Origin of the sequence: Paraburkholderia sp. BL23I1N1, assembly GCF_003610295.1 — a bacterium.
Lineage (GTDB): Bacteria > Pseudomonadota > Gammaproteobacteria > Burkholderiales > Burkholderiaceae > Paraburkholderia.
The window spans coordinates 1607201-1620104 of record NZ_RAPV01000001.1 but is presented as its reverse complement, the minus strand read 5'-3'; the positions used below and the strand labels follow the sequence as shown (position 1 = coordinate 1620104).

At 57.9% G+C, this 12904-nt stretch carries 6 protein-coding genes and 7 pseudogenes; 11 read left to right on the top strand and 2 right to left on the bottom strand.

Translation table 11 applies throughout. The features are described from left to right. Nucleotides 1–42: 42 nt before the first annotated feature. The 7 genes and pseudogenes from nifW to B0G76_RS07680 all read left to right on the top strand — a co-directional run. Nucleotides 43–380, top strand: a pseudogene (gene nifW / locus B0G76_RS07715) (nitrogenase-stabilizing/protective protein NifW). A 14-nt stretch (nucleotides 381–394) separates the two neighbouring features. After that, nucleotides 395–493: pseudogene (locus B0G76_RS43575) on the top strand (nitrogen fixation protein FixA); the annotation flags it as partial. After that, a pseudogene (locus B0G76_RS43570) lies at nucleotides 494–646 on the top strand (FAD-dependent oxidoreductase); the annotation flags it as partial. It abuts the pseudogene before it with no gap. A gap of 16 nt (nucleotides 647–662) precedes the next feature. Further along, a pseudogene (locus tag B0G76_RS43565) lies at nucleotides 663–961 on the top strand (ferredoxin family protein). Nucleotides 962–1038: 77 nt separating this feature from the next. Continuing rightward, the gene (locus tag B0G76_RS07695) at nucleotides 1039–1524 is read left to right on the top strand and encodes a hypothetical protein (RefSeq protein WP_116140767.1); all 486 of its coding nucleotides are present in this window, start codon (nucleotides 1039–1041) and stop codon (nucleotides 1522–1524) included. A gap of 32 nt (nucleotides 1525–1556) precedes the next feature. After that, a complete protein-coding gene (locus B0G76_RS07690; protein WP_116140765.1) occupies nucleotides 1557–2348 on the top strand; it encodes an IS5 family transposase in 792 nt (263 codons plus the stop codon). A gap of 998 nt (nucleotides 2349–3346) precedes the next feature. Continuing rightward, nucleotides 3347–4102, top strand: a pseudogene (locus B0G76_RS07680) (DDE-type integrase/transposase/recombinase); the annotation flags it as partial. A gap of 259 nt (nucleotides 4103–4361) precedes the next feature. Here the strand turns inward: B0G76_RS07680 and B0G76_RS07675 are convergent. Next, a pseudogene (locus B0G76_RS07675) lies at nucleotides 4362–4807 on the bottom strand (LysR family transcriptional regulator); the annotation flags it as partial. 468 nt (nucleotides 4808–5275) lie between these two features. Here B0G76_RS07675 and B0G76_RS07660 point away from each other — a divergent pair. The 4 genes from B0G76_RS07660 (at nucleotide 5276) to nodU (ending at nucleotide 10695) form a co-directional block, all read left to right on the top strand. Next, on the top strand, nucleotides 5276–6025 hold the full coding sequence (locus B0G76_RS07660; protein WP_105512252.1) for a sulfotransferase: 750 nt from the start codon (nucleotides 5276–5278) through the stop codon (nucleotides 6023–6025). Between the two features lie 98 nt (nucleotides 6026–6123). Continuing rightward, entirely contained in the window at nucleotides 6124–8136 is a 2013-nt protein-coding gene (locus B0G76_RS07655) for a carbamoyltransferase (RefSeq protein ID WP_116140763.1), read from the top strand. Between the two features lie 184 nt (nucleotides 8137–8320). Beyond that, a complete protein-coding gene (nodS, locus tag B0G76_RS07650; RefSeq protein ID WP_105512239.1) occupies nucleotides 8321–8959 on the top strand; it encodes a nodulation methyltransferase NodS in 639 nt (212 codons plus the stop codon). A gap of 68 nt (nucleotides 8960–9027) precedes the next feature. Then, entirely contained in the window at nucleotides 9028–10695 is a 1668-nt protein-coding gene (gene nodU, locus B0G76_RS07645) for a nodulation protein NodU (RefSeq protein WP_310793960.1), read from the top strand. Between the two features lie 202 nt (nucleotides 10696–10897). Here the strand turns inward: nodU and B0G76_RS44700 are convergent. Further along, nucleotides 10898–12460 (bottom strand): annotated as a pseudogene (locus tag B0G76_RS44700) (IS3 family transposase). Between the last annotated feature and the right edge of the window lie 444 nt (nucleotides 12461–12904).

The window sequence follows — 12904 nt, the reverse complement described above, 5'->3', positions numbered from 1 at the left end:
GTGTGGTTATGGCGGCCGAACTTGTCCAATAGAAGTAACGACATGCAAGAAGTTATCGAACAACTGCGTCACCTGTCGTCGGCCGAGGATTTCCTGCGATTCTTCGACATCGCATTCGACGAGAAAGTGGTGAACGTGAGCCGCCTGCACATCCTCAAGCGCTTCTTTCAGTGTATCGAGCAACAGAAAGAACTGCCGTGTAACAGCGCGACGGCCGTGCTCGCCGTTTACCGATGCTTACTGCAGAAGGCCGACAACGACTTCGTTGTATCCACGCCCGCGAAGCAAAAGGTATTCAAAGTTTTTTGGAAGCGGACGGTCGGCGGCTCGTCTCAGTTGACGACCTGCGCGCGTCGCTGCCGGCACGCGGCGGCGCCTGACCTGGAGTACCTCAATGCATATTGTCGTCTGCATCAAGCAGTTCCCGGATTCCGTGCAGGTCCGGGTTCACCCTGTCACCAACACTATCGTGCGCCAGGGTGCTTCGGCGATACAGTTCTTTACAACATACCCTGATCTCGTCGCTCAAGCGGCCCGCACCATGATTACGGTAAATGGCGTCGACAAAAAGACCAGAAAGCACGAGATCATGGCCAGTCTCCGCAAAAATCGCTCGCTGACCGGGCTGGTCAGCGACGCATACAAATTCGGAGAGCCTTCTGATGAAAACGGTCACTGTCAATATCGAGGAAAAGCTGTTTCAGAACCGCTACCGCGTGGACGTCGGGGCGCCGCACGTCCACATCAAAAGCATTGAAGTCTGCACCAACGACTGTGCCGAAAAAACTGCACGTTCGTGTGCCCGGTCTCCTGTTATCGGAAGGAGAGCAACGGCTCGGTCACGCAGATTACCGACGGCTGCCTGGAATGCGGTAGTTGCCGCATTCTGTGCACGGACCATCACAACCTCGAATGGGTGTATCCGCACGGCGGGCATGGCATCCAGTTCAAGTTCGGGTAGACAAACATATCCATCGTCACATCGGCTTCCGCGCGCCGCAAAAGCGGCCGGACGCCTCACCATATCGGAGTAAATTGTTGAATCTCATTACTGGTATCGAATCGACCGATCTGTTTGGCGGCAACGTCCCCTCCCCCGTGCTACAGTTGATCGAGACAACCCGCGGCGGCAGCAATGACGATGTGGCCGCCGCGTTGTGGACTGCGGTCCTGTCGTATCCGCGCTGCCTGCCATCCTACTATCTGCTGTATAAGTTCCATGCGAACCGGGGTGAACTTGGCGAGGCGCAGGAGGTCGCGACCAAGGCTTTGGCGGCCGCCGCCCGGCAAGCGTCGCTCGACAGCGACTGGTGTGCGGTGCAGCCGGGCGACACCGACTTCACCATTCTTGGTCCGGGCCGCTTCTGGCTCTTCACACTGAAGGCGCTCGCGTTCATCAGCGTGCGGCGCGGTGAGCGCGCCGTTGCACTGAAGCTGATCGCCAAGCTGCGCAGGCTGGACCCGCTCGATTGCATAGGCTTGGACGTCGTTGAAGCCTTGCTCGCACAGTCCGGGTCCCGATAATCGCCGTCGGAAGATCAACTGACAGATCGACAATATGCCCGCGGCATGGCTATGGTAGAACTCCATTGCAGTCCGCTCCGTACCTGACCTTGATGAACAAGGACGCACCGCAGCGCCGCTATGAACTGCGAGAGATGTTCAACGCGCTTCGCTGGATCGTACGCGCGGGTGCACCGTGGCGTTTGTTGCCCAATGACTTTCCACCTTGGGAACTGGTCTACCAGCAGACGCAACGCTGGATTCAGGCCGGCTGTTTCGAGGCCATGGTGAATGACCTGCGTTCGATCATCCGGATCGCCCAGGAGCGTCGTGGTCAACCCAGCGCGGTCATTCTCGATGGGCGGACCCTGCAGTCGACCTGCGAGAGTGGACCTCGCGCCGGTTACGACGGCTACAAACGCAAACGTGGCAGCAAGGTCCACATGGCGGTTGATACCTTGGGGCAATTGCTTGCTGTGCATGTTACGCCGGCCAACGAACAGGAACGTGCGCAGGTCGGAGAACTGGCGCGTCAGGTTCAGCAGGCCACGGGCCAGACGGTCAAGGTGGCGTTCGCCGATCAGGGATATACCGGCGAAGAGCCTGCGCAGGCAGCACTCGACGAAGGAATCGAGCTTCAGGTAATCAAGCTGTCGGAGGCGAAAAAGGGCTTCGTGCTGTTGCCGCGCCGCTGGGTGGTCGAGCGCAGCTTCGGCTGGCTCAACCGCTTCCGCAGGCTGGCCAGAGACTACGAGCGATTGCCCGAAACCTTGGCTGGTTTGCACTTCGTCGTATTCTCCGTGCTTATGCTTGTCCACTTTGCAGCCCTTAACAAAAGTGCCTAACACCCTCTAGACAGCCAGATCTTCATTCTAGCCCGAAGCAATCCGCGAAATCGGCACAATCGCCGCTGAGCTCGGCTGAAAAAAGTGAACGCCAACATTCCGTAAAATTGAGGAATGGAGGTATTGATGAACCGAATCCCCAAGGCTGTGTACACTGTTACGTCGCACTAAATTTGGGTTTCAGCGGAGCTGTTCGTCTCGGTATCAAATAGGATAAGTTGTAGCACGCCGCCTTGAACATCATGAGATATGTCGGACGTGAAGAAGGCCAGTACTGCTCTGTTATCGTGGGAAGTGACGAAGCCCCACACGAACAACAAACCAGACCGGCCTATGCCTCGAATTGTATTCGCGTTTCCTGTTCTTGAACGACATCTCAACGCGGCCGATCGCACGCCACAGGTCTATCGGCCCGTCGCTTGCGGGCACTGCGGCTGCTCGGGCGTGTGGTGTTACGGCCGCTATCACCGCAAGGCTGACCGCAGCGCCGCCGGTGATCTCAATCCGGTTCCCGTTTTGCGCTTTCGCTGTCGAGCCTGCAGCCGTACGTGTTCGCGCCTGCCGCTGTGCATTGCGCCCCACCGCTGGTACAACTGGGCGCTCCAGCAGCAGGTCCTGCTTCTGCTGTTTGCCGGCTGCTCGCAGCGCCCCGTGCCAGCGCGATCTTCGCGCTTGGTCGGCATACGGTACGGCGCTGGTGGCAACGCCTCGGCGAATGCAGTCTCACCTTCGAATTCTATTTGCGTAGCCGTTTCGGCCAACTCGGGCGCTCAGTCGAGATTGCTGAATTCTGGTTGCGCTGTCTGCAGCGCATGCCGCTGTGTGAGGCGATGGCCTGGCTCGATGGCGACGGTGTTTGCGTCCCGTGATCAACGGCTTCTGAACGGGTGCGCGACGGCGTAATTCCTGTCATTCCGGCTATCCACACACTTTGCCCACTCGCGCCGAATTCGGATCGCGGTTCTCATGGTTGCTCCCTTTTAACAATTGGAGTGCGCATGAAGGACATCGACCCGAAGGCCCTGTTTCGCCTATCTGTACTCGGACCACTGGTCAGTCGGGAACGGCTTGATCGTGGCGATTTGCAGAAGATCATCCGGCAACTGGCTCAGCAGGAGTACGCCATTCCGGGTTCCCGCCGACACCACATCGGCGAGAAGACGCTTCAGTCGTGGTATTACGCCTGGAAACAACACGGGCTGGAAGGCTTATGCGGCAAGCCTCGTGTTGATCGCTGGCAATCGAAGCTGCCGCCCGCAGTGCAAGCGGCGATCCTTGCGGCCAAACGCGAGAATCCGCGACGTTCGATCCGCCAGATCCGTCTATTGCTCGAGTCCGCCGGTATCGTGGCGCACGACACGCTCTCGCGCTGCGCCGTTCATCGGCTGTTGCAAGCCAATGGGCTCTCGCGGATCATTGGCTCGGCGAGTTTGCCCGAGGAGAAGCGCAGCTTCGTGGCCGAACACGCCGGCTCCATCTGGTACGGCGATGTTCTGCACGGTCCGCACCTGTCGCTCGGCCGTGGCCGCCGCAAGACTTACCTGGCCTCGTTGATGGACGACGCCTCGCGGCTCATCGCCCATAGCGCGTTCTGTTTCTCTGAGACCGCGATCGACATCGAGGGCGTGCTCAAACAGGCCTTGCTCAAACGCGGCGTACCGAAGATGTTGATCGTCGACAGTGGTGCCGCCTACCGCGCTTCCACGCTGCAAGGCATTTGCGCACGGCTGTCGATCAGGCTGGTTCATTGCAGGCCGTATGCGCCTGAGGGTTATGTGCCGGCCAAATATATGGCGCGGCGAACGGCCAGAAGTATGCAACATATTTTAAATCGTTCGATACTGGTTCGCCCATGTTTTCAAAGGAGGGCAAGCCATGTTGGAAACCCTATTCACTCGCCCTTGTCATCTGGCTCGACACTGCTCAAACCCGTTCGCCGCATCGATAGATCAGTATCTCGAACATTGCCTGGAACAAGGCTATCCACGGTCGTCATTGAAGAAGATCGCCTGGGTCGGCTTCGCCGCGCCGGAGAACCTCATCGGGGTCATCGGCAAGTGGTAGCAATTCGAAGCCGACGGCGGGAGCTTCCCGTGCAATACGCTCCACGATCTTTCGAAAAAATACGACTGCCATGAAATCGGAAAGGATGATCCTGAAGCGGCGATCCGATTTGGCCGGGTTGAAGACGTCCCGGGAAATAACGGAGAGCTGGATGTGCACCAGAGCCTCGCGGATTGGATTGGAGCAGCGAGCCCTTCAGCACGCGGTGTGGGGACAAGTTCCCGGCCCCTCATCGTAAACAGTTCATCGCAGAAATAGGCGCGTAGCCGGGCGACGGCCGCGCTCATGGCCGGCTGGCTCAGGTTGATGCTGCGTGCCGCCGCGGTGAGGTTACGCTCGGTCATCAGAGCATCGAGCGCGACGAGGAGATTTAGATCGAGGCCCTTGAAACGCATGATCCCAACTTATCCATAGTGTGGATGTGTTCCATCAAAACAATCGATTTCACGAATTGTACAGTATGGAGGATAGTGTTCCTGGTACATCCGATTGAGTTTCGTCAACCTGCTGGCGCCTTCGTGGTGCCGGGGTAGCGGATGAAGTGTGCGGTAGAACTGAGCGAAGCCGAGCAAATGACGTTGCAGCAGTCGTCGATCAATCACATGCGTCGGTAGTCTTCTTCGCGGGCCCGCCGCATGCTTGGCAACGATTTGGGATTTCCGCGAGGTTCCAGCACTTCAGCTTTCTGGTCGCGCCATCACTGAAGCGCAACCATCGTCAGTGTGGAAGTCAGCCTGTCACGGAAGATCCTCAATGGCATCCAGTCAATCTATCGACGCTGGAACGCTGGCATCGTGAGTCGGCTGACTTCACATCATTGATTCAATCCCGAACTGTCGCGAAGAATGTTATCTGGAGCCAGAATGACCCACCCTACACCGCCTCCTGAGCCATTTGCAATCCTTGCGATGCCAAGGACGGGCACGCACTATCTGGAGCAGTTGCTAAACAGGCATCCGAACGTATTGAGCAACGGTGAGCTGCTCAATACGTATGATACGAATTGGCCCGATAAGGATCGCCTGCTACGTGGCGACCGTGAGCTCCTCGAGCTTGCCTACCTTCGCTACCCGACGCGGAGCGACAAGACCAATGTGACGCATGTCGGCTGCAAGATCAATGAACCTCAGTTTCGCGCCCGTCCGGGCTTATTTGCTGAGCTGGCTCGTTGGCCACGCCTCAAGGTCATCCTCCTGCCTCGCAGAAACACATTGGAATCGCTTCGATCGCTGGTGCAGGCAAGGCAAACCGGCCAATGGCTGAGGTTCAGTTCTGGCAACGATGCGGCTCTGCCTCCGCGCGTCGGATTGTCAATCGCCGACTGCGAGGCCTACTTCAAGACCGCCGAGGATTTCCACGCTAGGGTCGCGCACTCCTTCGCATCGACCAACCTGCTTGTGATGGAGTACGAGAGCCTTCTTTGCGAATCCGCCGCATGCCTGGCAACGATTTGGGATTTTCTCCAGGTTCCAGCGCCTCAGCTTTCTGGTCGCGTCATCCTTCAGCGCCAGGAAACGCGACCACTGGACCAAACGGTACGGAATTTTCATGAATTGCGGCGCCATTTTGCAGACGGACCCTACGCGAGATTCTTCGGGGCTGGTGAGGTCTGACTGGTATTCGCAGCGGCGAGCGATAGCCTACCTTACTTAGGTGGTACGGGTTCGAGTCTTGCCAATAGGGCCTTCCTCCCACAATCAAGGAGAGAGACATGCTGTGCTTAGGAGTGAGCGGCGGGCTGGACAAAGTTCATGAAAATCCACTCGAACTGCCGAACACATTTCTGCACGATGGCGCTGCGGTGCTTGTCCGGGACGGACGCGTAATAGCGGCCGTCGAAGAGGAGCGCCTCAACCGGATCAAGCACTCTAACAAGTTCCCGAGCAGTTCGATTCAATACTGCCTTGCATCCGCAGGGATTCAGCTCAGCGATATCGACCGCATCGCGTTTTACGCTACCGAGGCCTATTGCAACGTCATGCTCGAACGCCTGTTCCTGTCCCAGCCGAACATCTCCATTCCGGTGGATGCCAAGCTGTTTCTGCGTAAGTTACTAATGCAGGAGTTCGGTACCGAAGTCGATCCTTCGCGAGTCTCATTCGTGAGTCACCATCTGGCGCATGCCGTGAGCGCGTTTGCGATGTCTGGATTCGAGCAAAGTCTGATCCTCGCGGTCGATGGCGGTGGTGATTTCCTCTCGGGGCTTTTGGCGCTCGGGTCCGGAACAGAAATTACGCAACTCGCGACTTTCGCAGAGCATAATTCTCTAGGGCTGTTCTATCTCGAAACAATCCGGTATCTCGGTTACGGCTTGTTCGACGAATACAAGGTCATGGGGCTTGCACCTTATGGGGACCCCGCTCCCTATCGCGGGCTCTTCGAGCAATTCTATCAACTCTCCGCCGACGGTGAGTACCGCGTCTACCTGGACCGCATCGGTCCGACGTTGCTCCGCAGCATCCAGGTCCGGCGAAAGGGAATGCCATTCACACAGCAGCATCGAGATGTGGCTGCTTCATTGCAGGAAGCGCTGGAGCGGATCGTGTTTCACATTCTCCGCCATCATCGCGAGGTCACCGGTATGAAGCGGCTGTGTATAGCCGGAGGAGTAGCTCATAACTGCACCATGAACGGTAAGCTGCTGTATTCGGGACTTTTCGAAGACATCTTTGTGCAGCCCGCAGCGCACGACGCCGGTTGCGCATTAGGCGCCGCCCTTATGATGTCAAACGACTTCGGTCAGCCCGCGCCGCGTGAGCGATTGCAGGAGGTCTATTGGGGGCCCGATCTTGGGAGCGATCTAGTCGTGGAGCAAGAATTGAATGCGTGGGCCGGACACCTCGACGTTGAACGCAGTGATGACGTGGCAGGCAGAGCAGCCGACTGGATGGCAAATGGCGCCGTGATCGGCTGGGTGCAGGGTCGTTCGGAGTTCGGGCCACGCGCGCTTGGCAACCGCAGCATTCTTGCCGATCCCAGGCCGACCGCAAACAAGGACCGGATCAACGCCATGGTCAAGAAGCGCGAGGGTTACCGACCGTTCGCGCCATCAGTGCTGGAGGATGATGCGCACGAATTTTTTGACCTCCCAGAGGGTACCCGCGAATTCCCTTTTATGAATTTTGTAGTTCGCGTGCGCGACTCCAAGCGTGCCTTGCTCGGCGCCATCACGCACATTGACGGTACAGCGCGGCTGCAAACAGTATCGCGGAAAACCAATCCCGCCTACTGGGAGGTTATTAATGCGTTCAAGAAGCGGACAGGAATCCCAATTCTGCTCAACACTTCCTTTAATAACAACGCTGAGCCAATCGTAGATTCGGTTGCAGACGCGATTGCCACATATCTGACGACAGAGCTGGATGGACTTGTGGTCGGGCCGTTCCTCGTCAAAAAACGGCCCGCAACGCAGGAACATTGGACTGCGCTCGCGGTTTCACTGCCGCCCTATGCATCGCTCTATCGAATCCGCGCTCACACAGCGCGGGATCGTCAGGAGACGGTATGCGAAATTCGCACCGGCGGCTCCATCTGTGACAGTGTGCGCATTTCACATGAGTTGTTCGATATGCTAATGCAGATCGAAGGCGAAGCCGTGCTCGGACATCTTCTCGATACAATTACGCTTGAGCAGACGCGACGTGAAACCCTCGTCAAGGAACTGCGCGGATTGTGGGAACAGCGTCGGGTTCGACTGCATCCCTCACGGGCGTTGTCACGGTAACGACGCCCTTCCAATGAGTGGCTGAAGGTCTGAAGCTGCGTAACAGCCCTCGCGAGCTATTTTTTCTGGAAGTTAAACAATAGCGTTTGGTCGCCGTGCAGTTCTCGTAGCAACACGCCTGTTTTCAACGGAGCACCAGTCCCGGCCCAAGGTCCGGATACTTGCAGCGGCGAACCATAAAGGTATGGCGGAATTGACACATCAAACGAACTTCGAATTGCTGCGCCGGGAATTGGACACAGACGATCCATGGCGGCTCGACAACAATCCGTTTGAGCACGAGCGCCACAGGCAAATGCTTCGGATGGCACTTTCGCAGGGATCTGTCACAAATGCGCTCGAAGTCGGATGCGCCGGCGGAGCCTTTACGGAAAAATTGGCACCGCACTGCCAACGGCTCACCGTGATCGATATTGTGCCACGCGCAATTGCTAGGACACGCGAACGGATGATGGACCCACCACACATCAATTGGATCGTCTCCGATGTCCAGCATTTTTCGACTGAGCAACAGTTCGATCTGATCGTGGTGGCGGAGGTTCTCTATTACCTCGACGGCAGCGTCGAGGTGCGCGCCGCTGTCCGCAATTTAGCACGGATGCTTGCGCCCGGTGGACAGCTGGTTTTCGGATCGGCACGTGACGCCAATTGCCGGCGATGGGGCCACGTTGCCGGAGCCGAGACGGTCATAGCCATCCTGGAAGAAGAGCTGGTTGAGATCGATCGTTTGAGCTGCGTCGGTCAGTCGTTGAATGAAGACTGTCTGCTCGCCTGCTTTCGCAACGGGACTTCTCCTTCGTGTGGACCAACTTACCAGCGTTAGGCAGGGAGATATTATGCGCATCTGTGGGATCAAACTGACACACGACGGAGCGATCGCCCTTGTCGAGGATGGAAAACTCGTTTTTTTGCGTGGAGCAGGAAAAGCGAGACAACAATCCGCGGTATCAGGCGATCGACGACCTCGACGCGATCACGATCGCATTGTCCGAGCATGGTTTCCGTGCGCACGATATCGACCAGTTTGTCATCGACGGCTGGGACGGGGTAGTCGAGTCGCAGTTTCGGGTCCTCAGTGGGTCGCTTCCCGTCAGCCTAAAAGGGGCCCCTTATGCCGAACGCCGAGCCGATGATCTGCTCGCTTCGCTCGACGGCTCCGGACTGCTTGTCGGCGGCCACTCCTTTCCTTATAAAAGCTATCCTCACGTGTCAGGCCATGTGGCCTCCGCGTACTGCACCAGTCCCTTTGCCCAAAGCGGGCAACCTGCATTCTGTTTGGTGTGGGATGGTGGCATCGTCCCACGGCTCTATCATGTAGAACGCCACCACGCCCGCCATGTTGACTGCCTGTTCCCCATGATAGGTCACATCTACGCCGCGGCGGGTCATCACTTTGGTCCTTATAAGAAGCCGGGCGGCGCCCGGTGGGATCTGGGTGTGGCCGGCAAGCTGATGGCTTACATCGCGCTGGGCTCCGTTGACGAAGATATCGTTGAGGTATTTCGCGGGCTTTATCAGGCACGCTTTGCTGGCGACGCGGAGTGTGCGCAAGCTTATCGCGAGAACATCCACAGCGCGGACGCGTCACTAGCGGCTGTAGGAGAGTTCTTCGAAGCTAGCGCGCTGCGACTGGAAGCCAGGCCATCCGAAGACGTACTCGCCTCGTTCCATGTATTCCTCGAACGTCTTCTCGTTCATGAAATGGGTATCGCGCTGCAGCGCCATTCGATTCCGGGGCCGAGAAATTTGTGCATCGCTGGCGGATGCGGGCTCAATATCAAATGGAACAGCGCCCTGCGCGCGAGCGGTTTGTTCGACGCAATCTGGGTACCGCCGTTTCCCAACGATAGCGGGTCGGCGATCGGCGCCGCTTGTTGCGCGCTGGCAGCTGAGAAGGGCTTCGTGCCGCTGGAGTGGTCGGTATATAGCGGACCGGTCTTAAAAGGTTGCCAAGTACCGCCCGGATGGACGGCGTCTACTTGCTCCATTGCAGAACTCGCCAGCATACTCGCCAGTAGCAAGCCCGTCGTTTTCCTTGCCGGCCGGGCCGAGCTCGGACCACGAGCATTGGGGGGCAGAAGCATTCTGGCCGCCGCGACTTTGCCCACAATGAAGGATCATCTCAACGACATCAAGTTTCGAGAGCACTTCCGTCCCGTGGCGCCAATTTGCCTTGAGGATCGTGCGCCGACCATTTTTAGTCCGGGGAGCCCTGATTCCTATATGTTGTTCGATCATCAGACGCGCGCGGAATGGCGAGAAAAAATCCCTGCCGTCGTGCATCTTGACGGATCTGCCCGATTGCAGACCATTTCAAGAACTTCCGAGCATCCGGTGGCGCAACTTCTGGTCGAATACGAAAAGCTGACGGGTATTCCGTTGCTCTGCAACACGAGCGCCAACTATCACGGACGAGGTTTCTTCCCGGACGCTGCTTCAGCCTGTGCGTGGGGACGCGTCGAACGTGTGTGGTGCGATGGTTTGTTACTGACCAGGACTGGTCTGTCGCCGTCAGTCGACGAAACACTTTTCGCTACGTCGCCGTTCGAAGATTGCTGACGTTGCAGCTCAGTGGTCAGTACGATGCGGTCAATTGTCCCGGCAGCTCGCTTTATCGCTAAGGTCCGAAGACGATCAGCAGGCCGCCCCTGGCTCGATTTTCGCAAGCACTTATCCCGGGCGGAGGTTGCTCATCGACCCACGGAAGCTCGATGCCATCCTCGGAAATTTTCAAGGTAGTTGTTGCCTCAACGTTTAGAGTTCAGACGGTCTTTCGCTCCTGCTTATCGCGCTGCGGAGTGCCTGGCAGGTTGTGAGTTCGATCCGGGTTCAGATGCACAGTACTTATGCGCTGCCACTTGCGCGTGCGGCCTGTCCATCGCAGCGGATTGCGTTGCCGGGCAGTCTCATAGAGCGCCATGCGCCGATCCAGAATGTCCTGATCAAGGTTGGCATGACGCTGCGCCGGCGTCACGAACAGGATCGCGCTGTGACGATGTTCGTCGTTGTACCCGCGCACCAGTGCGCCCACCCAGGTGCGCGCGACGAACAGGTATCGAACGCCTTGAGCGGGTAAGCGGGCCGGTACTTCAGGGGCTTGAACAGCGACTCGGAATAAGGGGTTGTCGTTGCTCACGCCCGGGCGACTCAACGACGGCATGACACCCAGCGCCTGGAGTGTGGCGAGCATCGCCGTGCCTTTCATCGGGCCGCCGTTATCCGAATGCAGAATCACCCAGTCAGGCTGTATCGCTTCACGCGCGCAGAGGTCCCTGAGAACCTCGCTGGCCAGCGCGCTGCTTTCCTCCGCATAGATCTGTCAACCGACGATCTTGCGTGACTGAATACATCCAGAAACAGGTATAGATAAAAGTACTGCCGACGGATCGTCGTCGGCAAATACGCGATATCCCAGGAATACAACTGGTTCGGCGCGTCGGCGCGAACGGAATGCGGTTTGCTGCGAGCGTGGCCGGCCGTTCGCTGCGCCGGTGGGCGAGTTGTTTCTCGGCCTTCAGTATCCGGTAGAACGTCGATTCGGAGGCGAGATAGCGTTGCTGGTCTGCCAGTCGCGACGCGATCTGGCCTGGCGGCAGATGACCGAATTCGGCCGAGTTCGCGACCACCTGCAACTCGGCGCGTTCGTCGGCAGAAAGCTTGTGACATGCCTCGTGGTGCCGTAACGAGCGCCCGTCCGCCGCGTCAGGTTTGCCGCGTTGCCAGCGCTGAACTGTCCGGGCACTACTAAGCCCCAGCATGTTGCACGCGTGTGCCTGGCGAGCCCCGGCCAGGGTCGCCTCGCTGATCAGGCTGGTCAATGTCTTGCGCTCTTCAGGGCCCGTCATTCGGCCTCGCCCTCGAACAGCGCGCGGTACTTTTTTTGCAGCACCAGTAGCGCTGCAGCTTCAGCCAGCGCCTTCTCCTTGCGGTTCAATTGCGCTGCAGTTGGAGATTGGCCTGCTTCAGATCCCGCACCTCCTGGTGCGCTCTCGCGCCGGCTACCACCGATTCCACCAACGGCGCAGAAGTCCGTTCGCCACTGCGCGAGATGATGCGCAAACAGGCCGCGCTCACGACACCAGCCGTTCAACGATTCGTCGACCAACCCGTGGCTCTCCTGCAAGGCCATCAGCCGTTCCTCCAGCGAACAGTCATCCGGACGCTTTGCATGTCCCGAGCTCGAGCTCCGGTTCGCGGCGGCTGCACCTCCCATCCATTTCGTCAATGTCAAAACATTCACGTTCAATTCGTCCGCTACAGTTCCAACCGTTCGGTTGCCCCCGCAGGACCTTCGAGAGCGCCTGCTCCCTGAACCCGACAGAATACGTCTGTTTCGCCTTCAACTTGCACCTCTGACTCTTCTTGATAAAGAAATTCAGAAGCGACAACTATGACGCCGGGGGATTGTTGCGCACCGGCCCGACAAACAGTAGCCCTCAAGGACCACCTGAGTGAACACTTAACCAAGAAGAGTTGACCTAGATTAAGGGTACACAGGGAGGCAGCGAATAGTATGAAGCAATACGACGGGCGGATATCGACGTCCGTCACGCCAGTTCACCCACAACATTACCGATGCGAACGCTGCAGTGCCTGCGTCAACGGGGGACCAATATGTAGATCTCGGATGACAGCAAGCTCTATACATGAATGCTACTTCAAAGTCCGTGGGAAGGATCTCAGTACACGCGAGCGAGCGACCGTCAAAAGTTGAGACCAGTCATTGAGTCCGCGGAGAGCCCAATAGCGGAATGGGGCAGGAAGAGGC